Here is a 23,760-nt window from a genome sequence, read left to right as displayed (position 1 = left end):
AAAGAGTAACAATTTGCTTGAGCACGTTAGGAAAAACAGTGATACATTTTCGACAATAGATGCTTCTGAAAGGATGTTTCAATGCAAGAAAATCATAAAATTTTAGTGGTTGATGACGATGCTCGTTTACGTGCTCTATTGGAGCGTTACCTTTCTGAGCAAGGTTTTCAGGTCCGAAGTGTCGCTAATGGCGAACAGATGGATCGCCTACTAACGCGCGAAAACTTTCACTTAATGGTGCTAGACCTAATGTTGCCAGGTGAAGACGGTTTGTCGATTTGTCGCCGTCTACGCCACGCGAACAACATGCTGCCAATCTTAATGCTCACCGCGAAAGGTGATGAAGTGGACCGCATTGTGGGTCTGGAAGTGGGGGCGGATGATTATTTGCCAAAACCATTTAACCCACGTGAATTACTCGCTCGCATTAAAGCCGTACTACGCCGTCAAACCGTAGAGTTGCCGGGCGCGCCAAGCACCGAAGAAAAAGTAGTGGAGTTTGGTGAGTTCCGACTCAATCTAGGCACTCGCGAGATGTTCCGCGGTGACGAGGCAATGCCACTGACCTCAGGAGAGTTTGCTGTCCTGAAAGCGCTCGTGACGAATGCGCGAGAGCCGATGTCACGAGACAAATTGATGAACATGGCACGTGGCCGTGAATATTCTGCGATGGAACGTTCTATTGACGTGCAAATCTCACGTTTGCGTCGCATGTTAGAAGATGATCCAAGCAAGCCACGCTACATTCAAACCGTGTGGGGCTTAGGTTACGTTTTCGTCCCAGACGGTAAAGAGGTGTAATCTCCTCACTCCATAGCCAGCACTTGGCTATAGCAACTTCAGCCTTCAAACCCTTTCCTTCGAAGGCTGAAATTTCGCGATTAGGACCACCAGGAACGTTCCATGCGCATCCGAAGTTCACTGACACAATCTATTCTGCTGTTCATCTCTTTGCTCCTCGCTAGCCAAGTTTTCTCTTACTACGCCGTTTTTAACTACGCGTTGATGCCGAGTTTGCAGCAGTTCAATAAAATTCTCGCCCATGAGCTCAATTTGGTGCTTGATGATGAAGGGCCATTAAAATCTGATGCACCGCTGAGACGTCAATTATTAGAAAGGCTGGGGGTGACAGTTCACAGCCTCGACAGCGATAAAGCGGTTGAATTTCATCACGCGATGTCGATTGATTTGATGTCTGAAGAAATGAGCCAAGAGCTAGGTTCGCCGACCGAAGTGCGCTTATTGCTTGGTGATGAAAGTTACATCTTGTGGATGCACATCGAAAAGTTGCCGAACTCCATCATTCGTATTCCTTTATCTGAGCTGCAAGAAGAAGATTTTGCACCGCTGTTTCGTAACAGCTTGATTATGGCGCTGCTGATCATTGCTGGTGGTTGGTTGTTTATTCGTTTACAAAACCGCCCACTTTTGGCTTTAGAGAGAGCCGCGAAAGACGTCGGTCGAGGTGAAATCCCGCCACCGTTGGCAGAAAAAGGCGCATCGGAAATTCGCTCTGTAACTCGAGCGTTTAATCAAATGTCCAAAGGCATTCAGGAGCTCGAAGAAGATCGCGCCCTATTAATGGCGGGGATTAGCCATGACTTGCGAACACCGCTGACGCGCATTCGCTTAGCGACAGAAATGATGTCTCCCGAGGACAGCTACCTTGCTGAAGGGATCATTAGCGATACGGAAGAGTGTAATGAGATCATTAGTCAGTTTATGGACTACCTCAAACCGGTGAACAAAGAATCGTTTGAAGCGGTTGATATCAGTACGATTGCCAGTGACGTAGCCAGTTCTGAAGGTGGCTATGAGGTTGAAATTGAAACGGATCTTAATCTTAACTTGCCACCAGCCAAAGGAAGTGCGATTGCGATTAAGCGGGCGATCAGTAATTTAGTTGTGAATGCGCTACGTTATGGCAATGGCTGGGTCAAAATCAGCACTGGTGTGACAGCAGATAAGCAGCTAGTGTGGATTTCAGTAGAGGACAACGGACCGGGTATCGAGCATTCTCAAATCGCGAGGTTATTTGAACCCTTTACGCGTGGTGATACAGCTCGCGGTAGTGAAGGCACTGGGCTCGGGTTGGCGATTGTGAAGCGTATAATCAGCCAGCATTCAGGCTCTGTGGTGATGCGTAATCGCAGTGAAGGCGGTTTAATCGCTCAAATCAGCTTTCCTACCAAGTAAGTCGGTGACTGTACCATTTAAAACAAAAAGCCCAACCTAAACCGTTTGGGCTTTGTTTTTCTCTACAATCTTATTAAGACTCTTTCACTTCTTGAGGAAGTTCATCTTCGTCTTCCAGTTTCTCTGGCAGAAGTAGGTTTAAAATGATCGCTGTGATACCACCTGCAGCAACGCCAGTGGAGAAAATACTCTTAATAAATTCTGGCATGAATTGCAGAATCTCTGGTTTTTGCGCGATACCAAGCCCCATTGAGAAGGATAAGGCCATGATCAGAATTGCGCGGCGATCGAGCTCAACACGAGAGATAATACGCACACCAGCGGCAGCAATCGTACCAAACATGACAATCGTTGCGCCGCCAAGTACTGGCTCAGGAATCAGCTGAACAAAGCTAGCGACACCAGGAAACAAGCCAAGAATCACTAACATGCCAGAAATAAAGTAACCCACGTAACGACTCGCAACCCCTGTTAGCATAATGATGCCGTTATTCTGGCTAAAGGTGGAGTTCGGGAAACTGTTAAACACGGCTGCGATTGCAGAGTTTAAGCCGTCTGCTAGTACACCCCCCTTAATGCGTTTCATGTACACAGGGCCTTTGACTGGCTCGCCAGACACTTCGGATGTGGCGGTAATATCGCCGATGGCTTCTAGTGCGGTAATAAAGAAAATCAGTACCAGCGGAATGAACAGAGACCAGTCAAACGATAAGCCATATTGCATTGGTACCGGTAGTGCTACAAGCTCGGTTGTGCCTAGCTGAGAAGTATCTACCATCCCCATAAAATACGCCATGATGTAGCCAACCAGCATCGCAATCACAATCGAAGCCACACGGATGTATGGGTTTTTCGAGCGGTTTAATATCACAATCAAGCCAAGTACCGTTCCAGCGAGCGCCAGTTTGTCTAAGCTGCCGAATGTTCCTTCATTTAATGCCGCGTAGCCACCCCCCATTGATACCAAGCCGACTTGAATCAGTGTGAGACCGATAAGAGTGACGACAATGCCTGAAACGAGCGGAGTGATAATGCGACGGGCATGCTCTAATACGCGAGATAGGAAAATCTCTGCAAATGATGCCACTAAAATCGTACCAAAAATGGCTGCCATCATGGTGCTGATGTCTGCTCCACCTGCTTTCAGCGATAGGCCTGCACCAATAATAGGACCTAAAAAGTTAAAGCTGGTGCCTTGAACAGAGAGTAAACCAGAGCCAATTGGGCCAAAGGTGCGAATTTGAATAAACGAAGACACGCCTGACGCAAATAAAGACATGCTGATGATGGTATTCGTTTGGTCTGCTGGTACACCCAAAGACTGACAGATGATCAGTGACGGAGTGATAACCGCGACGAACATCGCCAATAAGTGCTGAAGTGCGGCAAAAATGGTTTGAGGCAAAGGTGGTCGATCATTGAGTTGATAAACCAGTTCCGAAGATCGGTTTGAAGTTGTCATTGTTTGTCTCGCTAGTCGCAATATATTCCCAGATCTCGCTGAATGGGAGAGCAGGGTGGAGTTGACGTCGTTACCTGTGATTGCTGTTAATCAGAGTCAACTCAGGTTGGTGGAGTGTGATGCAACACACTTAAAAATTTGTGCGCGATTATAGAGAGATTTACTTAAAAAGCAAACGATTGCTTTGGTTTTTAGCGTATTAAAAAACGAGCCATTTGGCTCGCTTTCAATCATTACGCTTTGGAGTAAATATCCCGCTCACCCAACCAGCGATCGATAATCGCTGTTGCGTTAGTCGGGTAATTGTCATGAATATGACGCGCAATGCGCTGAACTTCGGGAATCAGGCGTTGATCTCGAACTAAGTCTGCGATTTTGAAATCAGCAAGACCAGTCTGTTTTGTACCCAAGAGTTCGCCTGGGCCACGAATTTCTAGGTCTTTCTGTGCGATGACGAAGCCATCGTTACTTTCACGTAGTACTCCCAGACGTTTTTGCGCGGTTTTCGACAGTGGGGAGTGGTACAGCAGCACACAATGGCTAGCAACGGAGCCTCGGCCCACGCGACCTCTTAACTGGTGTAATTGTGCTAAACCAAGACGTTCGGGGTTTTCGATGATCATCAAGCTAGAGTTTGGCACATCCACGCCAACTTCAATCACCGTCGTTGCGACCAGCAAATGTAGTTTATTGTCTTTGAAATCTTGCATCACCGCTTGTTTCTCTGCCGGCTTCATTCGGCCGTGTACTAGACCAATTTTTACGTCCGGTAGCTTACGTTGAAGCTCTTCAGCGGTATCTGCCGCGGCTTGCGCTTCTAATACTTCCGACTCATCAATCAGAGTACACACCCAATATGCCTGCTTACCTTCGTTTAAACAGGCATTTCGGACACGCTCGACGATGTCGTCACGTTTTGTGTCAGGAATGGCGACGGTTTGAATCGGCGTTCGACCTGGTGGCAGTTCGTCAATCACGGAAGTTTCCAGATCTGCGTAAGCGGTCATCGCTAACGTGCGAGGAATGGGCGTTGCCGTCATGATCAACTGATGTGGGTAGGCGCCTTGTTTAGCGCCTTTTTCACGTAACTCTAATCGCTGATGGACACCAAAGCGGTGCTGTTCATCAATGATGACCAAAGCAAGGTGATGAAATTCAACGTGCTCTTGGAATAGCGCGTGAGTACCCACTACCATTTGCGCTTCACCACTGGCAATGCGAGCCAGCTCGGCTTCCTTTGCTTTACCTTTGAGTTTGCCCGCTAACCAACCGACTTGAATGCCCATTGTTTCAAACCAGTTGGCGAAGTTGATCGCGTGTTGCTCAGCCAATAGTTCGGTTGGTGCCATGAGTGCCACCTGATAGCCGTGCTCAATGGCACGAACGGCGGCCAGAGCGGCAACCAACGTCTTCCCCGATCCCACATCACCTTGCACTAGGCGCATCATTGGGTGGGGTTTTTCTAAATCGGTTTCAATCTCTTGTACTACTCGGGTTTGAGCGTTTGTAGGAGAGAAAGGCAGTTGGGCTAAAAGCTGCGTTTTTAGTTTATTACAAGGACCGAGAGGTAGCGCTGAATCCTTCTGACCTTTGCTACGCACCGCCAACATCGAGAGATTCTGTGCTAGCAACTCTTCCATGATTAAGCGGATTTGGGCAGGATGTTTGCCTTCGTCAAACTCATCTAAATTAATGGTTGGTGGTGGGCGATGAATGGTGTGCAGCGCTTGCGACATCGTGATTTGATGGTTATACAGCCCGGCTGGAAGTAATTCCTGCACTGCGGTTTTATCAAGCAGGGCTAAAGCTTGTTCGGTAAGGTTGCGCAATGTGATTTGGCGTAAACCATCTGTAGTGGGATAAACAGGGGTTAAGCTCTGTTCTACATCGGGCTTTTGCTCGCTGACGTAAAACTTGTAGTCAGGATGAACAATTTCCAAGCCCATGCCACCGCGCTTAATTTCACCGTAAGCATGTACTAACTTACCTTGTGTGAAATTGTTCTTCATGGCCGCGGTAAAGTTGAAAAAGCGCAGCGTGATAGTGCCATTACCGTCGCTGATTTTTACCGTTAACATTTTGCGCTTACCGAAGATGGTATCGACTGCCATGACCTTGCCTTGCACGGCCGCCCAAAGGCCGGCATGCAGTTTAGCAATAGGATAAATACGGGTACGATCTTCGTAGCGCAGTGGAAGATGAAACAGCAAATCTTGAACGCTATGTAAGCCAACTTTGGCGAGTTTTTCTGCGACTTTCGCGCCAACCCCAGAAAGGGAGGTTAATGGGACGGCAGATAACATTTGGGCGGACATAGAGGGCTCAAGAAAATGGTTAACATAGCAGTATGTTAACCATGGAGCTGTGTTTTTGTACAGGAAAAAATAGTCATGCTTTAGTTAGTGTCATGATCTGACTTATAACCTGTCATTCCGAGGAGCCTAGCGACATCAGGATTCTATTTCCAACAAGTATGTCGCTGAAGTTAACACTACCAGCATCTGTATACTCCAGAATTAGATCTTGAATCACGCCCCTTCGCCGCTGTTCAGGATGACGAAAGTCTGTTACTTGCTTTGCATCTCTTGCCACCACGCGTCATCGGCGATGATTTGACCTTCTTCATCGAGTGGTGGGTAAACGAGCCCTTTTCGTTTCGCGACCTTTGCCAGCACTGGGTGACCACGTTCAAAGAGAATACGGTTGATTGTCTCTTTAGGCAGAGCGCTTTCTTCTCGGTCGTACATGCCTGCGGCTTCACGTTGACGTTGCGCTTCATACAAAATTACAGCACTGGCAACCGATACGTTTAGTGACTGCACCATGCCTATCATCGGGATAATTATGTCTTGATCGGCAAGTTGTTTGGCTTGATCTGAAGCGCCAACTTTTTCACTGCCTAAAATGATGGCAGTTGGTTTGGTGTAGTCGATTTCGCGAAAATCGACGGCGGTGTCTGAAAGATTGGTCACCAAAACCTGCATACCTTGCGCTTTGAGCTCGGTAATCGCAGTTTCAATTGAATCGTGAGTATCAACTTCAACCCAGTTACGCGCGCCAGCTGAGGTATGGCTCAGCGTACGCATTTTGTCAGGCCAAATGGCATGAACTTTGTGTAAACCTGTCGCGTCAGCGGTACGGATCACGGCAGAGACGTTGTTTGGCTTATGTACTTCTTCGAGACAAAGTGTCAGATCAGTTTGGCGAGTTTTTAGGACTTGGTGAATGCGGTTGTAACGTTCTAGGTTCATATTTATTGAGGTATAAAAAATCGCCACCTAACAGGGTAGGTGGCGATAGAGGTTAGTTCTTTCTGCGTCTGACTCGGGTTGCTTGAGGCATTGCCTTAATCTTACGCATGATACCAGCAAGGTGGACGCGATCTTTCGTCGTCAACAGCACAGTCACAGTGTACAAACGACCATCACGTTCTTCCGTTGAAAGACCATGAATGTTTGACCCTGTTTTCGAGATCACGTTGGTCAGTTCTGCAAGAGCACCTTGGTTGTTCAGCATGTCGACTTTAAGTTCAGCAATAAACTCTTTGTCGTAGTCGTCAGACCAAGCGACAGCCATATAACGGTCTGGCTCTTTCTGATAACCACGAACGTTCGGACATGTTTCTCGGTGAACAACCAAACCACGACCAGGCGATACGTGAGCAATAATGTGATCATCTGGGATAGGATGACAGCAATTTGCAAACGTCAGCAATAAGCCTTCTGCGCCACGAATCGGAAGCTTCTTCTTCGAGTCCGTTGGGATTGAGCTTGTTGTCGTGAGCTCTTCGGTATCACCAAGGAGACGACGTGCAATCACAATACTCATCAACTCACCCAATCCAATAGCTGCCAATAAATCATCGATGCTTTCTAGGCGAAGATCATTCAAGACTTCTTGGATATTTTCTGGATAAATTGAATCAATCGAGTGGCGGCCAAGTGCGTGATTAAGTAGGCGACGACCTAAAGTAATCGACTCTTCACGACGCATCGTTTTCAGTACTTGTCGAATCTTAGTGCGGGCACGAGAAGTCACGACATAGTTTAGCCATGCCGCATTCGGACGCGCACCAGGGGCACTGATAATTTCCACCGTCTGACCGTTTTTCAATGCCTTACTCAATGGGTAAGGGTTACGATCAACACGAGCACCAACACAAGAGTTGCCTACATCGGTATGTACGGCATAGGCAAAGTCGACAGCCGTTGCGCCTAAAGGCAATTCAACGATACGACCTTTTGGTGTGAAGACGTAAATCTCATCTGGGAAAAGATCGGATTTTACGTTTTCAATGAATTCGAATGAGTTACCCGCGCTTTGTTGTAGCTCTAACAGGCTTTGCATCCAACGCTGAGCTTTCACTTGCGCAGTGGTGCCAGACTTGTCGCCTTTGTCTTTGTAAGACCAGTGTGCCGCGACACCTTTGTCCGCCATTTGATCCATATCTTCAGTACGGATCTGAACTTCAACAGGTACGCCATGTGGGCCAACCATGGAAGTGTGTAGCGATTGGTAGCCGTTCGCCTTTGGTACCGCGATGTAATCTTTCATGCGACCAGGACGTGGCTTATACAAGCTGTGTACTTGGCCTAAAACGCGATAACAAGTATCAGCGGTATCAACAACGACTCGGAACGCATAGATATCCATGATGGTGTGAAAGCGCTGTTCTTTGGTTTTCATCTTGTTGTATATAGAGAACAGGTTTTTCTCACGACCAACGACGCGAGCATTCAAGCCGAAATCTTGCAGACGGCCTTCTATTTCGCTGTGAATACGTTGGATCATCTCTTTACGATTGCCGCGTGCCGCTTTTACCACTTCTTTTAGTACGCGGTAGCGGTTGGGATATAGCGCTTCAAAGCCCAGCTCTTCGAGTTCGGTTTTGATATTGTGAATACCAAGACGATGAGCGAGTGGCGCGTAAATCTCTAACGTTTCACGAGCAATACGACGCTTTTTATCTGGTCGAAGCGCGCCAAGCGTACGCATGTTGTGCGTGCGGTCAGCCAGTTTGATCAGAATGACGCGGATATCTTGCACCATGGCCAGAACCATCTTACGAAAGTTCTCGGCCTGAGCCTCTTTCCTATCGCGGAATTTGAGTTTGTCCAGTTTAGATACACCATCAACCAATTCTGCGACAGTGTTGCCGAATTTCTCTTCGAGATCTTCTTTAGTTACATCACAGTCTTCAATGACGTCATGTAGCAAAGCAGCTTGGAGGGTTTCGATATCAAGGCGCATTTCGGCCAAGATACGAGCCACAGCGACAGGGTGGATGATGTATGGTTCACCGCTAGAGCGGGTTTGCCCTTCATGGGCATCTCTCGCTACCACATAAGATTGACGCAGAGCCTCAATCTGAGGCTCTGTTAGGTATTCTTGGGCAACGTCTTTGAGGCTATCGAATAGATACAAATTATAGGCCCGGGAGGTTGTTGAATTCTAAAGTCAGAATTAACGGTTGTGAGCGATGCTGCTTACTGCCGCTAGCTCTGCCGCTTCTTGCTCTTGCTGTTCTTGACGTTCACGAGCGTCTAGAACTTCTTTAGTAATTAAACCTTCTTCGATTTCGCGTAGAGCGATAACCGTTGGCTTATCGTTCTCTTCTGGCACTAGTGCATCTTTACCGCCAGTTTGCATTTGACGAGCGCGGCGAGCCGCAATCAGTACTAGGTCGAAACGGTTGCCAACTTTTTCAACAGCGTCTTGAACAGTTACGCGTGCCATGAGGACTCCAAATAGTTAACTAAAATTTTAGAATGACGAGAAAGTATACAACCTAACTACTTTATTTACTAGCAATTAGACAAGCCACCGTTTGTGGACTTTCTCAGGTAGTTTATTGTGTTTTTCGCACTGAGCAAAAAACGAGAAATTCTTTATGTTTTACAGCGTGACTTTTTTGAAGTTACTCTGCTAACAACGCGTCAAGCATACCTTTATATTTAGCAGCTTGCTTTTCTTCCTTCAATCTCTCTGCACGCAAGATGGCTTTAAAGTCCATCAAAGCGGTATCAAAATCGTCGTTTACGATCACGTAGTCGTATTCGCTGTAATGAGAGATTTCTGACTTGGCTTCAGCCATACGTTTTGCGATCACTTCATCGCTATCTTGACCACGAGTGTTCAAGCGACGCTCTAGTTCACCGTTTGATGGTGGCAGAATGAAGATGCTTTTGGCTTCTGGCATTTGCTCACGGATTTGGCGTGCGCCTTGCCAGTCGATATCTAGAAAAACGTCGATACCTTTATTTAGCGTTTCTTCAATCCACACACGAGAGGTGCCGTAATAATTACCAAACACTTCAGCGTATTCTAGGAAATCACCTTTAGCGATCAGGGCTTCAAACTCATCTTTCGCTACAAAATGGTAGTGGACACCATTTTCTTCACCAGGTCGCATGTTACGCGTGGTATGAGACACAGACACTTTCATTGCGTAGGTTGGATTGCGTTCCAACATCGCTGAGATCAAGCTAGATTTACCTGCGCCGCTAGGTGCAGATACGATATAGAGAGTACCTTTGCCCATTGTACTGTTCCACTTTTGATTGGATTGATTGAGTGCCGAAGGAAAGTCCGACATTCTTTTAACGATAGCACTGGCAATGATAAATCAACCACCAAAGGGATGGATATTGGTGATAATCCCGCCAGAAAAATGGAGGCGAAGAGTATCATGATCTCTATTTTGTTACCAGTTGATCTTTTCTTCTTACTTAAATGTTGAAAAGAGCTCGCGTGCGCACAAAACAAACGAAAAAAGGGGAAGCTTTCACTTCCCCAGGCGTGCGACTGACTCACACTTAATTTTCAAATTATCCTTGGGATTCTAGGAAATTTATCCAAGGGCTAACGGTAGACCTGAATTTTGGCGATTGAGCCGCGCCTTTCATAGCCTGCAAGGCCTTTTGTGGCTGCTTAAGCTCGAAATAGGCCATCCCGCGAATGTATTCAAGTTCTGCCTTTTGCTCTTTAGAGGCATTCGATGCCGCGTTTTCTACAAAGCGAGTCGCTTCAGAATACTGCTTGTCTTGTACCATTAAGCGAGCAATCTGAATTTGCGTTTTAGCAGAAGGAGCGATGTTATATGACTTTTTATAAGCGAGAATCGATTTATCTAGCTCTTTAGCTTGCTGCCAGAAGCTGGCCAAGCGATCATAGTTTTCCTTCGTCTTTTCAATGTTTCCAGATGCCATCTCCTTCTCAAGAGTTTTGGCCGCTTTATATGGAATACCTTGGTAAGCTAAGAAGTTTACAAAACGTAAGTACTCTTTCTCTCCTTCCAGTTTCCCCATTTTGTAAACCATTTCTAAGGTTGCTAAAGAGTTTTGCTCTTGACCCAACTCCATATAAACGCCAGAAAGTTGCATCCAGTAACGCTTTTTCTGAGGGTACTTTGAAGTAAGGGTTTTAAGCACACTGGCAACGCTTTTCAGCTGGCCTAACTCGTAGTGAGAGGCAACGAGAATTAAGTACCAAGACTCACTTGGGCTCTTGCTCATCGCAATTGCTTTTTTGGTTGGTGGGATTGCATTTCTGTAATCTTCCAACTGAACATAAGCGCTTGCTAACGTGATATAAGCATGAGCTTGAGGCTTCTCTTTGGTTGTTTCTGCAACTTTGAACCATTCCTTCATCGTTTTCACAGACAACGTGTACTTCTCTTCAGCTAGGTAAAGCTGAGCCAAGCTGTAGCGAACTTGTTGAGCGACTGGAACGGGAAGCGCATCGAGCTTTAATGCTTCGGCAAAGTATTTCGCGGCTTGCACATAATTGTCTTGTAGCGAATACAAAAAGCCCGTTTGCTGAAGTAAAACTGCTCGGTCGTATTTTTTCGAACTTGTGCTTTCTAAAGCGCTTGCTAGTTTTTCTTTCGCTGCTGAATATTTTTCAGTTGCGATCAACTCTTGCACTTTGTTGACGGTTCGAAATGTCCGATCTGATAACTGAGGAGCTTCTTTTGCCATCGTAGGAGCGGCAAATGCCACTCCTGCGAAGAGAATTAAAGAAGCCACTTTGCTTTTCCATAAACTTTTCATCGTGACTCCTTAATTGGTTGAGAACTCTATTTCTTGCGATAGGCGCGAGCTAACAGGTTTTCCGTCAACCAATTTTGGTTTAAATGTCCATTTAGAGACTGTTTTTCTTGCCGCTCGACCGAGGCCTAAGCGTCGTGGTTGCTCTTTAAGAACTTTGATGTCCTCTACGGCACCACGTGCGTTTACAGTAAACTCTAGTAAGACAACCCCTTTTTCAATTCCTGCTTTCGCAGCCTTTCTAGGCATTTGAGGCTGGAATGTTGCAAGAGGGGTCGGACCTCCGCTACCCGCTAATTGTGCACCTCCACCCTGGCTATAATGTCCAAGCACCGAGCCACCTGTAACATTTACGGGTAGGTCAAGTTTTGGCATGTCCATTGGGGTCTGCTCCATCACCGGTTTTACTGTCGCTGTCACTTTCATTTCTGGTGGCGGCGGCGGACGCTTAGGTGGTGGTGGTTTTGGAAGTTCGCGTTTTTTCTCCTGTATTTTTTCTTCTGGTTTAATGCGAATAAACTCGACCATACGCAGGTCATCATTCGACACTAACTCGTGGCGCTCTTTGTTTACTAGCTTGTCCATCCCCCAGAACAACCCGAGGGAGACAATGAGCGCCAGTGCAATTGAGGCCAGATACCGCATAAGCTTAATCCTTATTGGTTGCGGCAATGGAGATGCTTTCTACACCTGCCATTTTGATCTGGTCCATAACCTTCACGACTACGCCAGCATTTGCTTCAGTGTCGGCTTGGATAACAACTGCGCCATCAGGACTTTCTGCACGAAGACGTTCAATATTCGCGCGAACCGCGTCCACTTCGATGCGGCGTTTATCAACCCAAACATCACCCGCCGCACCAACTGCGACCATGATGTTACCTTTCTTAACGGTTTGCGCTGAGCTTGCCGTCGGACGGTTTACTTCTAGACCTGCTTCTTTTACGAACGATGTTGTTACGATAAAGAAGATCAACATGATAAATACGATGTCGAGCATCGGTGTCATATCGATAGCGGTTTCATCACTGCTATCACTGCTATAGCGTCTTTTCATGACCTATACCTCTAATTCCATTTACTCAGGCAATATGCTTTAGCTTATCTTCCAGCTTTTGCGTTGTGACTTTGGCTAAATGATCAAGACGTGAACTAAAGAACAGTCCTGATAGAGAAGCCACCATCCCGGCTAAAGTTGGGATTGTTGCCTTTGAGATCCCCGAGGCCATTGCTCGAGGGCTTCCTGTTCCTGTTACCGCTAAGATGTCGAATACTTGGATCATGCCGACAACGGTGCCGAGTAGACCCAGTAGGGGACAAAGTGCAATCAATACTTTCACGATTGGTAGTCCCTTTTTATTCTCAATATCCTGACGAGAAACTATTTCTTGTCGGATCATCTTAGCGTTCCAACTTTGATGCTCTGAGCGCCCTTGCCATGAGCCAACGGCTTTTTTCATGGCTTTTGGAGCGACGGCAGCAAAATAGAACCAACGTTCTAACAATACTGCCCACAGCATAAAGCTGAGGATGAAGATGGCGACGAGTACATCGCCACCCATTCCCAAGAAGCGCCTAATTGATTCAAGTTCTCCAACTAACCACCACATAACGCCTCCTTAGCTTTCGGCTTTATGCAGTTTTTCCTGATAGCGAGCGATGAAGCCTGCACTCTGTTCTTCAAGAGTTTGAACCAAACGACGACCTTTGCTGTGTACGATGGTGTAAAGGAACAGCAATGGAATTGCGACAACCAGACCTAGCATAGTGGTAACAAGAGCTTCAGAAATACCGCCAGCCATCAGTTTAGGATCGCCGGTACCGAACAGAGTAATGGCTTGGAATGTGCCGATCATACCCATTACCGTACCCAGTAGGCCAAGTAGAGGTGCTACAGAAGCAAATAGCTTGATTGAGCTGATGAAGCGTTCAATGCTTGGAGCATTACGTAGAATGATTTCGTCCAGCTTCGCTTCCAGATCTTCAAGGTTGTCACCTTTGTGCTCTTGGTAAGCTTGGATAACTTCACCCAATGGGTTGCCAGGAATCACGGTTTCTGATTTTGCTTGCTTACGCATTTTGCCGCTAATCACTTGAAGGCGTAGGAAGCAAATTAGAGCAATGATAGCGCCAACTGCACCCATACCAAGGATGACATAACCTACAATGCCACCTTGATCAATACGTTCTTGAACGGTAGGACTTTGCACAAGTAGAGACAAAATGACACCACGGGATGGGTCAATAAACAGTGGCTCATAGCTGTTTGACGCTGACTCAAAGCCTGCAACATGACGTGTAATATTGGTGCGAGGCTGTCGAGAGAGTTCTTCGAACTTACCTGTTTGAGGTACATAAGTGACGTACTTACCATCGGCAATCGCGTTAAACTCACCGACGAGAGTGACATCGCGAACCGCTTCTTTACCTTCGCCATAAACAACCGTTGCTTGGGTTGTTGCAGTTTCGCCAGAAGCAACCACTTGTTGAAGAATGGTATGCCAGAAAGCTTCTAGCTCTTGTGTTGACGGCAGTTCTTTACTTTCAGCCAGTTTCGTTAGTAGAGCGTCACGCTCTGGGAACTGAACAGCGTTTTGAGAGGCTGCAAATAAGCCCTTAAACTCTCCCGCATACTGGCGGACCACACCAAACATTTCGCCCAAAGTACCAGAGCGAACACGTAGGGTTTCTGTTAGTTCAGTTAGCTGCTTATCGTTTTCATCAAATGTTGCTTTAAGTTGATCGCCCAGTGCTTGCTGCGCAGCTAACTCTTCGCGAGCTTGTTGCAATAATGCCGCTTGCTTATCGCGATTGTTCTTGAACTCAGCTTCACGGGCTTTGTTCTCTTTCGACTCAACGATGCTTTCTGATTTTACGTTTTTAAGTAGTTCAGATAAGTTTTTAGGCGCTTCTGCTTGTACGCCAGAAACCATAAATAAGCTCGCTAGTAGGCCAGCGGCTAGCGTTTTGAATCCTTTCATCTCTTATTCCTCCCCAGCAAATACAGGCAGTTTGATTAGCGCTGGTGGCGCTTGCTTCTTCGCGATACGAAGGCCTTGCTGTACCGCGATGCGGTAGCTTTCTGGTAATGTTTCCCATTGACGTGTTTGTTGGTTCCACATACCTGTCTCACCACCGTCTGGAGATTGGAATAGAAGTGCTGTGCGACCAATACGTAGGAAATCGTAAGTCACGATTTCACCATTTCGGTCTAGGCTAGCTTTGTAAGATTCGATTGAGCGAGAGAAGCCTTCTTCAATTTGGTACGCTTCCATTACTTTACGGAATTTTTCTGAAGTTGTTACGTCGGCGCGATCCATGAGACGACGCAGTTCTTGGACACGTTTATTACGCTCTTTTTTCTGGAAAGGCAGATCGAGAGTCACAAATTCGTCGAGTGCATCGATCATTTTTAATGTAAGTGGCACCACTTCTGTTGCCGTTTGATCGATTTGAGCAATTTGGTTATTTAATGAGTCCAACTCGCCTTGCTGCGATTGAACCATACGGTTAATTTGCTCGTTGTAGACTTTCATACTGTCGATTTGACGAAGTAAGCCTTTGTATTCTGCCAACATGCCTTCAGTGCTTTCGGCATAGTTGTCGATTTTTTGTTGCGAAGCTTCTGAAGATTGATTTGCTTTTGCTTGTGTGGAAACGACAGCACCAGAGTTGGCCGCTACAGAGCTACTACTGATAGTAAGCAATGCTGCAGCTATGGCACTGAGACCAAATTCCTTGAATTTCATGGTTGCATCCTTGTCAGTGTTTTAGTCAGTCGAAAAGGGCGCGGAAAACCCGCGCCAAATATTTTTTAGAAGTCGTATGATGCCTCGATGTAAAGCTGACGGCCGATTGGATCGTCATATCCAGTTGCATAGAATGGAGAGGTATCATTTAGAGGATCGGCAGGCGGTACCTTGTCAAACATGTTGATAGCACCAAGAGTTACACGACCACTCTCGTTGAATTGGTAAGAAGCCGTTAGGTTCCATGTTGTCATGCTCGCGATTTCTGCTTTGTAACCAGCTTTCTTAGCAGAGTCACAGTCATCAAAGTAGTAACGGTTCGCATAGCTTGAACACATACGGTCACGGTATTTACCAAATAGGTTGATAGCGACATCTTCGTATGCCCAGCCAAGGTTTAACGTTGCGGTATATTCAGGCATGAAATCTCTTTCATCCGTTACTGGCTCACTGTCGTTTTCTTGATATTCAGCAATCAAGATCTTAGTTACAGCTACGCGCGTATTGAATGAACCGAACTCATTAGTGTCGTAAGCATATTTCACAGCAAGGTCAACACCAGAACGCTCTTCATATGACTGGTTGACTGGGCCGTAAGATACGGACTTGATTGTACCGTCTGTATTACGAACTACTTCTGTGCCTGGGTATTTACCTGGATCGTTAATTACGTCTTGGTAAGTTGGTGCTGTTACGACGTCTTCCATCTTGATGTGGTACCAGTCAACGGTTACGCCAAGGTCATCCACAGGTTCCCAAGCTAGACCCAGGTTAATGTTTGTACTTGTTTCTTCTTTCAGCTCAGAGTTAGGGCCGTTAAGCGTATCGAAGTATTGAGTATCACACTCTGGGTACTTATCTTTATCTTGTGGGCCGCTACCACCAGCGTTGGCACAAAGCACAGGGTCAAAACCAGAACCAAAGCCTCGAGTTTGATCACCAAATAGTCGTTTCAAGTCAGGAGCTCGGAAACCTAGACCGTAGCTACCACGAAGCAATAGAGTGTCAGTAGGACGGTATGCTAGTGCTACTTTAGGAGTGAAGGCTCCGCCTGTTGCCGAGTCGTCGAAGTAGTGGTCATAACGACCAGCGACAGTCATTTCCAAATCTTCAATGATAGGAATTAGGGCTTCGACACCAAGACCAATCTGATCACGGTCCCCGCCACCTGATGTTCCGCCTAGACCAGAGAAACCACCAGCTGCTGTTGTCGCATCAATCGTTTCATTGTAGTCAGTACGGTTCCATTCACCATAAACAGCAAAGCCAGACATACCAGCAGGCAGTTCAACCAAATCACCAGCCAGTGAGCCGTTAACAGAGTAAAGCTTTGAGTAGGCTTCTTTGCTTGATGTGCCGCTGTATTTGTTTACAACGTCTTGAGAGATAGGCCCTAGAAGATCGACATCGCCATTTTGTACTGCTTGATCAAGAGTTAGGTAGATTGCTGGGTTGCTTGTTTCAACGCTTTGCTCTGAGTAACCAGCTGATAGGTCCCAATCATACGTATCAGCAAGCAGGCCGTTCAAGCCTAAGGTTAAGCCAAAAGAATCGGCTTCAGTGTTACTTTCGCGTGGGCCAAATTCGACCATACGGCGAGTGTATTCACCTTCGCCGCGGAAGTGAGTGGCATCAACTTCGACACTGTAAGGGTTAGGTTCGAATTCAGATTCTGTAGATTTGTAGCCAAAACGGGCTTCTGCCATGGCAGTAACATTGTCGTTAATGTCCATTTCACCGCGTAAAAGCAGGTCTACTTGTTTGTTCTCTGGTTTCAACGTTCGGTATGCAGAGCGGTTAACACCACACTTGCCATCCGCTCGTTCAATAGCGGCATCACCAACGACTTCTTTACATGAAGAACCAGCATCAGCGGGTGTTAGAAGTGTTCCGTTTGCGCCTTCAAAGTTTGCACCGTAGCTAGAGTAACCACTTAGCTGAGAACGGCTTGAACCGTCATCGCCAGCCCAATCATCTCGGTCAGATTGTTTAAGCATTTCGTTGCCCGCAAATTGGCCAACGAAGAGAATACGTTTATCGTCAAAATCTTTACCGGCAACAACGTCTAAACGGCCATTTTGGTAGCCACCATCTGTTGCGTCACCCGCACGTACTTTTACAGAAACGCCATCAAAGTCTTTCTTTAAAATGAAGTTTACGACACCGCCGATCGCGTCGGAGCCGTAGATAGCGGAACCTGAATCAGTCATTACTTCAACACGCTCGATAGCGGCAACAGGGATTTGACCAATGTCTTGGAAGTTAGATGTGCCATCTTGAGCCAGTGGGTATTGAGGAAGGCGACGACCATCGATAAGAATCAATGTGCGTGAAGCGCCAAGACCACGTAAGTTGACTGACTGTGCTGCAGGTGTGAATGAGAAAGAGTTCGTTTGAGCCATTACACCACCGGTGTTTTGAGTCAAACTGTTCAACACGTCTTGCGCGCTGTTAAAACCTTTAGATTCAATATCTTTACTATTAATAACAGTAACTGGTGAAGGACCTTCCATATCCGTCGTGGAGATACGCGAACCAGTAACTTTCATCTTTTGAAGTTTTTCAACTTGTTGCTCTTCTGCCAGTGCTGTTGCTGGGGCTACGACTGCTGCTGTCCCTAACGCAAGGCTTATCGCAACAGATAAAGCGGTTGTGTTTTTATACATCCTTGTTGCTCCGATTATTATTATTTCCTATGTCTGGCCGCATAGCGGCCAATTGTGACGTTAATATTTCGTTAACGTTCGGCCAATGTATAACCGAGATGAAAAAGGAAGTCAAACCAGTGGTAAACGGGGATGCTTAAATGTAAAAAAGATGTAAATGACCAGGGTTGGTTTAAAACGCGGAATAAAAAACTAAATAGCCTTACCAAGGCGACATCAAATTTCAATAAAACACCGTATTTTGTGTTTCTTATAAACTTTAATGACTTATCTTGCCTATGGTTTTTTAGTGGGTAATTGAATCTGAAAAAAGATATTTTTCCAGTGAATTGTTCTGAGATGAGTTTTATATCGAATCCATACTTTGGTGACTCGAACTTATAGGGTGGTATCAAAATATGATACCCATTGCTGTAAAAGGGCTCACTCGTATTTTTAGGTCAAATATACATGTGGTGGATATGTCTATTTATTCCATGTATTTGCATTTTTATGTAGGGTTTTGGCTCTAAACAGCCTAGATTGATATTCTGTGTGAATTATTTTTGTGGTTTTTTATAATTTTTTACAAAAACATTTCTGTTTTTCGACTTCGGAGGAAGTTTGTCATGTTTTGGTTTCAAACACTTGAAGCTGATGTGGATTCAAGATAAATATGACGCTGAAATTATTGCAGTAGTAGAAAAGTCTGGTTCTTGAAACGCAGGGAGTGTGTTTCAACAGTTTTAGTTACTACGAGATAAATATGCACCACTTTGGGCGGGGAACTTCCTCTTTCACTCCGCCTGAACTGGACAGTAGACAAGGAGCAAGTTGTATATGCTGTCGTACTTTTTACGCCGTTTGGCGTTGGTGATACCAACGTTTCTCGGGATAACTATTCTTATCTTTGCTATCACTCGTTTCGTGCCGGGCGGACCTGTTGAACGCATGTTGTCACAAATGCAGTCTCAAGGGGATGGTGCCGCATCAATGACGTCTGCTGGTGGCAATACCGCCCTTTCTGATGATCAAATCGCTGAGCTAAATGCGTTTTACGGTCTGGATAAGCCAGTGACAGAAGCGTATGTGGAGTGGCTAAGTCGCTTGGTCGTGCTAGACCTTGGTGAGTCAACACGTTACTACGAACCTGTCTCTGACATGATTGCAGAGCGTTTACCTGTGTCGTTATTTTATGGCGGCATGACCTTTTTTATCAGTTATTTTATCTCGATCCCTCTTGGTTATTACAAGGCGCTCAAGCACGGCTCTGTGTTTGATTCCGCTTCTTCAATACTCATCTTTGTGGGCTATGCCTTGCCTGGCTATGTGGTGGGTGTATTGCTCATCACGCTATTTAGTTATCACTTGGAATGGTTTCCGATGGGAGGCTTTGTCGGCGATGACTTCGACGATTACGAAACTTTCTTTGAACGCGCCAAGGACATCATGTGGCACGCGGTGTTGCCTTTAATCTGTTACCTCATTGGCGACTTTGCAACACTGACAATGACGATGAAAAACAACCTGATGGAAAACCTTTCTTCAGACTATATCCGTACAGCTATCGCGAAGGGCTTACCTTTCAAAAAGGCGGTTCGTAAGCACGCGTTGCGTAACAGCTTAATTCCAATCGCGAGTCACTTTGGTAACTCTTTGTTGTTCTTCATGACTGGTGCCTTCCTGATTGAAGTTATCTTCAATATTGATGGCATTGGTTTATTGGGTTACGAATCAATCATGGAGCGTGATTACCCTGTTGTTATGGGTATTGTCGCCATTAATGCGCTGTTGCTGCTCATTGGTAACATTATTTCAGATATTTGTGTTGCTTTAGTCGACCCACGTGTGAAGTTTGGAGCGTAACATGATTAAAGTTAGTCCATTAACTCAAAAGAAAATTCGCCACTTTAAAGAGATCAAACGAGGTTATTGGTCGTTTGTCATTCTCTCAATCATGTTGATCCTGTCGCTCTTTGCTGAACTTCTGATTAATAGTAAAGCGCTAGTCGTCAAGTACGATGGTAGCTACTATTTTCCTGTTGTCAGTGATGTCCGTTTAGGCAGTGAATTCGGCCAAGAGTCATCCAGCGAAGCGGATTATCGCGTACTGCAAAAAGCGTTTGAGGCCGAAGGGAGCGACAACTTTGTTATTTTGCCGCTTGTGCCATGGAACCCATATGAACAGGATTTTAGTGGTGATTTCCCGCCAACAGCGCCTAGTGCCGAAAACAAGCATTATTTAGGTACAGATGTGATAGGTCGCGATATTTTGGCACGACTTGTCTACGGATTCAGAACGGCAATGGGATTTGCGTTGCTCACCATGGCAATTTCCTACGCGATCGGTACCGCAGTTGGTTGTGCTATGGGTTTTTGGGGCGGTAAATTTGACTTGTTTGTACAGCGACTTATCGAAATATGGTCAATGGTACCGTTTTTGTACGTCATTATGATTCTTGTCTCAATCGTTCAACCGACGTTCGCTCTCTTTGTCGCTATTAACGTGCTTTTCACCTGGATGGGCATGACATGGTACATGCGGACCATGACTTATAAAGAAGCGGCACGAGAATACGTAATGGCGGCACGTGCTTTAGGGGCATCGACGGGACGTATTTTGTTTAATCACATCCTACCGAATACGATGGTAATGATTGTGACATTGGCGCCGTTCACTATTGCAGCAAACATCACTGCGCTGACCGCTTTGGATTATCTAGGTTTAGGTCTGATGCCACCAACGCCAAGTTGGGGGGAACTGCTACAACAAGGTAAATCTAACCTAGACTCGCCATGGATTGTTGCCTCAGTGGTGACGTCAATTGTACTCGTGTTGGTAATGGTGACCTTTATTGGTGAAGCCATTCGAGCGGCCTTCGACCCGAAAAAATTCACACGCTATGTTTAAGCGAGCATTGTGAGCAAAACATAAAAAAGGGAAGTTTTATGAAGAAATTATTTTTAGCGTCCACGCTGAGCGCCCTGAGTTTTGGTGCAATGTCAGCAACGCTTCCGACGGACTTAAACTGGCAAACAAACTGGGATGAGCCTCAATATGGTTCGCCTGAAGCGAAACGTGGAGGGACCTATCGCACCTTCATGTCAAGTTTTCCACAGACGTTACGTAGTGTTGGCCCAGACGCCAATGCGGGGTTGCGTTCCTTTATCTTGGATGAAACCCCTGGATTGGTGGTTCGCCACCCAGACACTTTAGAGTTCATCCCTGAACTTGCTAATGAGTGGGCATTAGCTGGCGACAATAAAACCGTCTATTTCAAACTCAATTCAGAAGCCAAATGGTCGGACGGCAAGCCTGTGACTGCCGACGATTTTGTATTCATGCTTAAGTTTTATCGTTCTAAGGATATCCTAGAGCCTTGGTACAACGATTATTACAACAAAACCATTGCGGACGTTATTAAGTATGACGCCCATACGTTTGCTGTTAAGGCCGCGAAAGAGTTCAATCCGGAAGAATTATTGCTAAGAATGGGGGCTTTACGCCCGCGTCCCGCACACTTTTATGCCAATCCTTCAAAGGATGAAAATGGTGATGGTATTCACGACAACTTTGTCCGTTACTACAACTTTAAGAGTGAACCAACGACCAGTGCGTACTACCTAGATGATATCAAAAAAGGTAGAAGTGTGACTTTCAAACATGTTGGTGAAGATTGGTGGGGTTACAGCAATAAGTACTACCAAAATCGCTACAATGTCGACAAGATTCGCATCACAGTGATCCGCGATAGCGATATTGCGATGAAGCATTTTGAAAAGGGTAAGTTGGATGCATTTGGTCTGGTTCTGCCAAGTCTATGGCACGATAAATCGAACACAGAACCGTACCAAAAAGGCTACATTCAAAAGTTCTGGGGTTACAACCAATTTCCAGTCGGTGCGGGCGGCGTATGGATGAACACCGCGATGCCTTTACTGGATGATTTAAACGTTCGCAAGGGCATTACTTACGCAATTGATTTTGATGGCATGATTGAGAATATCATGCGTGGTGACTACTCCCGTAAGCCAAACCCGACCGGTTATGGCCATGGTAAATACACCCTACCAGACGCGAAAGCGCCGAAATTTGACCCAGCAAAAGCGGCCGAGGCATTCGAAGCCGCAGGCTTTAACAAAATTGGTTCCGATGGTATTCGTGTCAATGATAAAGGTGAGCGTTTAAGCTTCGAGCTGACCTACGGAACACCTGTTCATACTCCTCGTATTGCATTTTTGCGTGAGCAAGCCAAGCTAGCAGGGTTGGATATTGAGCTCAAGTTGGTTGATGGCTCATCCATGTTCAAATACGTCCGTGAGAAAAAGCACGATTTGGCTTTCTTAGATATGGGGACTTCCGAGATCCCAACGTATTGGGAGTACTTCCATTCAGTCAATGCGAACAAGCCGCAAACTAACTCTTTCACAAACTACAGCACGCCAGAGCTGGATGAAAAGATCATCGAGTATCGTTTTAGCATGGATATGGATAAAAAGATCCAGCTAGGTCATGAGATTCAGCGTGACATCATTGATGCGCACGTTATCGTAACAGGCTACATGATTCCTTATGTCCGCTACGGTCACTGGCGCTGGCTAAAGTTTCCTGATAAGCCAATGAATCGCATGACAGAGGCGTTGTTCAGTGGTGGCATCATTGGGGATGGCACTTACTGGATTGATAGCGATATCAAGAAAGAAACCAAACAAGCGATGAAATCAGGCAAAGCTTTTGAACCTGTCGTCGTCGTAGATGACACTTATAAGCTGTAAGGATTGGTTATGGAAAACGATGTAATCCTAAGTGTTAAAGATCTCGAAGTTGAATTCACCACCGATGATGGACCAGTGAAGGTGCTGCATGGTGTGAACTTTGATGTGAGAGCTGGACGTACACTCGGTCTGGTGGGAGAGTCAGGCAGTGGGAAGAGCGTAACCTCAATGTCGATCATGGGGCTACTGCCTAAGCCATATGGCAACATCATCAAAGGTGAAGTGAATTATCGCGGCACCAACCTAGTTGATTTGCCTGCGGAAGAGATGTACGCCATGCGTGGCGATCGCATTTCGATCATCTTCCAAGATCCGATGACGGCGCTCAATCCAGTACACACTATTGGTCGTCAAATATGTGAAGTGCTTGAACTCCATCGACCAGAGCTCGACAAAAAGGAGCGGGAGGCTTTCTCGATTGAGATGCTGGCAAAAGTCAAAATCCCAATGCCAGAGAAGCGATTGAATGAGTATCCCCATAACCTATCTGGCGGTATGCGCCAGCGTGTCATGATCGCGATGGCGTTGGCCTGTAAGCCGGACATTCTGATTTGTGATGAACCGACTACGGCGTTGGATGTTACGGTTCAGGCGTCTATCCTTGAACTGATGAATGAGCTTCAGGAAGAAACAGGCATGGCGATGATCTTCATTACTCACGACCTCGGGGTTGTGGCAGAAGTGTGTGATGATGTTGCCGTGATGTATGGTGGGCGTATTGTCGAAAAAGCAGAAATTTTTGAGTTGTTTGATAACCCACAGCACCCATACACAGAGCGTTTGATGGGGTTGATGCCGAGCTTAGATAATGAGCCGAAGCAGATGATCGATATCAAGCCTATTGATGCCAGTATGTTTGCCAGTTAACTGGGCAAAGTGAACGA

19 protein-coding genes are annotated in these 23,760 nt (G+C 46.1%); 6 read left to right on the top strand and 13 right to left on the bottom strand.

What is annotated here, in order from left to right; all coding sequences use genetic code 11:
- The first annotated feature begins 81 nt into the window (after positions 1 to 81).
- Positions 82 to 801, top strand: coding sequence for a two-component system response regulator OmpR (gene ompR, locus L3V32_RS16610; protein ID WP_005394960.1), 720 nt, complete (start codon positions 82 to 84; stop codon positions 799 to 801).
- A gap of 102 nt (positions 802 to 903) precedes the next feature.
- Complete coding sequence (gene envZ / locus L3V32_RS16605) at positions 904 to 2,196, top strand: two-component system sensor histidine kinase EnvZ (RefSeq protein ID WP_237284739.1); 1,293 nt, start codon at positions 904 to 906, stop codon at positions 2,194 to 2,196.
- A 73-nt stretch (positions 2,197 to 2,269) separates the two neighbouring features.
- Here the strand turns inward: envZ and L3V32_RS16600 are convergent, their stop codons facing one another.
- From L3V32_RS16600 to L3V32_RS16540, 13 genes are all read right to left on the bottom strand, one after another.
- On the bottom strand, positions 2,270 to 3,658 hold the full coding sequence (locus L3V32_RS16600; protein WP_047009401.1) for a uracil-xanthine permease family protein: 1,389 nt from the start codon (positions 3,656 to 3,658) through the stop codon (positions 2,270 to 2,272).
- A gap of 233 nt (positions 3,659 to 3,891) precedes the next feature.
- Positions 3,892 to 5,973 (bottom strand): ATP-dependent DNA helicase RecG, encoded by a 2,082-nt coding sequence (recG, locus tag L3V32_RS16595; protein ID WP_065646534.1) that lies wholly within the window; start codon positions 5,971 to 5,973, stop codon positions 3,892 to 3,894.
- Between the two features lie 252 nt (positions 5,974 to 6,225).
- Positions 6,226 to 6,909 (bottom strand): tRNA (guanosine(18)-2'-O)-methyltransferase TrmH, encoded by a 684-nt coding sequence (gene trmH / locus L3V32_RS16590; RefSeq protein WP_012841211.1) that lies wholly within the window; start codon positions 6,907 to 6,909, stop codon positions 6,226 to 6,228.
- A 52-nt stretch (positions 6,910 to 6,961) separates the two neighbouring features.
- The gene (gene spoT, locus L3V32_RS16585; protein WP_005394948.1) at positions 6,962 to 9,082 is read right to left on the bottom strand and encodes a bifunctional GTP diphosphokinase/guanosine-3',5'-bis pyrophosphate 3'-pyrophosphohydrolase; all 2,121 of its coding nucleotides are present in this window, start codon (positions 9,080 to 9,082) and stop codon (positions 6,962 to 6,964) included.
- Positions 9,083 to 9,121: 39 nt separating this feature from the next.
- Positions 9,122 to 9,394, bottom strand: coding sequence for a DNA-directed RNA polymerase subunit omega (gene rpoZ / locus L3V32_RS16580; RefSeq protein WP_005379346.1), 273 nt, complete (start codon positions 9,392 to 9,394; stop codon positions 9,122 to 9,124).
- Between the two features lie 181 nt (positions 9,395 to 9,575).
- A complete protein-coding gene (gene gmk, locus L3V32_RS16575; RefSeq protein WP_005394946.1) occupies positions 9,576 to 10,199 on the bottom strand; it encodes a guanylate kinase in 624 nt (207 codons plus the stop codon).
- 286 nt (positions 10,200 to 10,485) lie between these two features.
- Entirely contained in the window at positions 10,486 to 11,709 is a 1,224-nt protein-coding gene (locus L3V32_RS16570) for a lipopolysaccharide assembly protein LapB (protein ID WP_047009404.1), read from the bottom strand.
- A 9-nt stretch (positions 11,710 to 11,718) separates the two neighbouring features.
- Positions 11,719 to 12,351: an energy transducer TonB gene (locus L3V32_RS16565; RefSeq protein ID WP_006741809.1), complete on the bottom strand. Its 633-nt coding sequence runs from the start codon at positions 12,349 to 12,351 to the stop codon at positions 11,719 to 11,721.
- Positions 12,352 to 12,355: 4 nt separating this feature from the next.
- Positions 12,356 to 12,763 (bottom strand): biopolymer transporter ExbD, encoded by a 408-nt coding sequence (locus tag L3V32_RS16560; RefSeq protein WP_005379359.1) that lies wholly within the window; start codon positions 12,761 to 12,763, stop codon positions 12,356 to 12,358.
- 25 nt (positions 12,764 to 12,788) lie between these two features.
- Positions 12,789 to 13,316 (bottom strand): MotA/TolQ/ExbB proton channel family protein, encoded by a 528-nt coding sequence (locus L3V32_RS16555; protein ID WP_005379363.1) that lies wholly within the window; start codon positions 13,314 to 13,316, stop codon positions 12,789 to 12,791.
- Between the two features lie 9 nt (positions 13,317 to 13,325).
- Complete coding sequence (locus L3V32_RS16550; protein WP_237284738.1) at positions 13,326 to 14,687, bottom strand: MotA/TolQ/ExbB proton channel family protein; 1,362 nt, start codon at positions 14,685 to 14,687, stop codon at positions 13,326 to 13,328.
- 3 nt (positions 14,688 to 14,690) lie between these two features.
- On the bottom strand, positions 14,691 to 15,455 hold the full coding sequence (locus tag L3V32_RS16545) for a DUF3450 domain-containing protein (RefSeq protein WP_006741812.1): 765 nt from the start codon (positions 15,453 to 15,455) through the stop codon (positions 14,691 to 14,693).
- Between the two features lie 65 nt (positions 15,456 to 15,520).
- The gene (locus L3V32_RS16540) at positions 15,521 to 18,121 is read right to left on the bottom strand and encodes a TonB-dependent siderophore receptor (protein WP_237284737.1); all 2,601 of its coding nucleotides are present in this window, start codon (positions 18,119 to 18,121) and stop codon (positions 15,521 to 15,523) included.
- A gap of 819 nt (positions 18,122 to 18,940) precedes the next feature.
- Here L3V32_RS16540 and L3V32_RS16535 point away from each other — a divergent pair.
- From L3V32_RS16535 to L3V32_RS16520, 4 genes are read left to right on the top strand one after another with little or no spacing between them, the layout of a single operon-like run.
- A complete protein-coding gene (locus L3V32_RS16535) occupies positions 18,941 to 19,966 on the top strand; it encodes an ABC transporter permease subunit (RefSeq protein ID WP_005394935.1) in 1,026 nt (341 codons plus the stop codon).
- Between the two features lies 1 nt (position 19,967).
- A complete protein-coding gene (locus tag L3V32_RS16530) occupies positions 19,968 to 21,011 on the top strand; it encodes an ABC transporter permease (protein WP_005394934.1) in 1,044 nt (347 codons plus the stop codon).
- Between the two features lie 38 nt (positions 21,012 to 21,049).
- Entirely contained in the window at positions 21,050 to 22,876 is a 1,827-nt protein-coding gene (locus tag L3V32_RS16525; RefSeq protein WP_237284736.1) for an extracellular solute-binding protein, read from the top strand.
- A 9-nt stretch (positions 22,877 to 22,885) separates the two neighbouring features.
- The gene (locus tag L3V32_RS16520) at positions 22,886 to 23,743 is read left to right on the top strand and encodes an ABC transporter ATP-binding protein (RefSeq protein ID WP_005394932.1); all 858 of its coding nucleotides are present in this window, start codon (positions 22,886 to 22,888) and stop codon (positions 23,741 to 23,743) included.
- Positions 23,744 to 23,760 lie beyond the last annotated feature (17 nt).

It is taken from the genome of Vibrio sp. J2-4 (assembly GCF_021728155.1).
GTDB classification, from domain to species: Bacteria; Pseudomonadota; Gammaproteobacteria; order Enterobacterales; family Vibrionaceae; genus Vibrio; species Vibrio diabolicus.
This window is presented reverse-complemented; position numbering and strand designations above follow the sequence as displayed.

What these genes read in the sequence shown, in the direction of transcription:
- L3V32_RS16545 (WP_006741812.1), bottom strand. Translation starts at nt 15,455, where the DNA reads ATGAAATTCAAGGAATTTGGTCTCAGTGCCATAGCTGCAGCATTGCTT.
- L3V32_RS16550 (WP_237284738.1), bottom strand. Translation starts at nt 14,687, where the DNA reads ATGAAAGGATTCAAAACGCTAGCCGCTGGCCTACTAGCGAGCTTATTT.
- L3V32_RS16540 (WP_237284737.1), bottom strand. Translation starts at nt 18,121, where the DNA reads ATGTATAAAAACACAACCGCTTTATCTGTTGCGATAAGCCTTGCGTTA.
- L3V32_RS16555 (WP_005379363.1), bottom strand. Translation starts at nt 13,316, where the DNA reads ATGTGGTGGTTAGTTGGAGAACTTGAATCAATTAGGCGCTTCTTGGGA.
- L3V32_RS16570 (WP_047009404.1), bottom strand. Translation starts at nt 11,709, where the DNA reads ATGAAAAGTTTATGGAAAAGCAAAGTGGCTTCTTTAATTCTCTTCGCA.
- gmk (WP_005394946.1), bottom strand. Translation starts at nt 10,199, where the DNA reads ATGGGCAAAGGTACTCTCTATATCGTATCTGCACCTAGCGGCGCAGGT.
- rpoZ (WP_005379346.1), bottom strand. Translation starts at nt 9,394, where the DNA reads ATGGCACGCGTAACTGTTCAAGACGCTGTTGAAAAAGTTGGCAACCGT.
- envZ (WP_237284739.1), top strand. Translation starts at nt 904, where the DNA reads ATGCGCATCCGAAGTTCACTGACACAATCTATTCTGCTGTTCATCTCT.
- L3V32_RS16600 (WP_047009401.1), bottom strand. Translation starts at nt 3,658, where the DNA reads ATGACAACTTCAAACCGATCTTCGGAACTGGTTTATCAACTCAATGAT.
- L3V32_RS16535 (WP_005394935.1), top strand. Translation starts at nt 18,941, where the DNA reads ATGCTGTCGTACTTTTTACGCCGTTTGGCGTTGGTGATACCAACGTTT.
- L3V32_RS16530 (WP_005394934.1), top strand. Translation starts at nt 19,968, where the DNA reads ATGATTAAAGTTAGTCCATTAACTCAAAAGAAAATTCGCCACTTTAAA.
- L3V32_RS16520 (WP_005394932.1), top strand. Translation starts at nt 22,886, where the DNA reads ATGGAAAACGATGTAATCCTAAGTGTTAAAGATCTCGAAGTTGAATTC.
- trmH (WP_012841211.1), bottom strand. Translation starts at nt 6,909, where the DNA reads ATGAACCTAGAACGTTACAACCGCATTCACCAAGTCCTAAAAACTCGC.
- recG (WP_065646534.1), bottom strand. Translation starts at nt 5,973, where the DNA reads ATGTCCGCCCAAATGTTATCTGCCGTCCCATTAACCTCCCTTTCTGGG.
- L3V32_RS16525 (WP_237284736.1), top strand. Translation starts at nt 21,050, where the DNA reads ATGAAGAAATTATTTTTAGCGTCCACGCTGAGCGCCCTGAGTTTTGGT.
- L3V32_RS16565 (WP_006741809.1), bottom strand. Translation starts at nt 12,351, where the DNA reads ATGCGGTATCTGGCCTCAATTGCACTGGCGCTCATTGTCTCCCTCGGG.
- ompR (WP_005394960.1), top strand. Translation starts at nt 82, where the DNA reads ATGCAAGAAAATCATAAAATTTTAGTGGTTGATGACGATGCTCGTTTA.
- L3V32_RS16560 (WP_005379359.1), bottom strand. Translation starts at nt 12,763, where the DNA reads ATGAAAAGACGCTATAGCAGTGATAGCAGTGATGAAACCGCTATCGAT.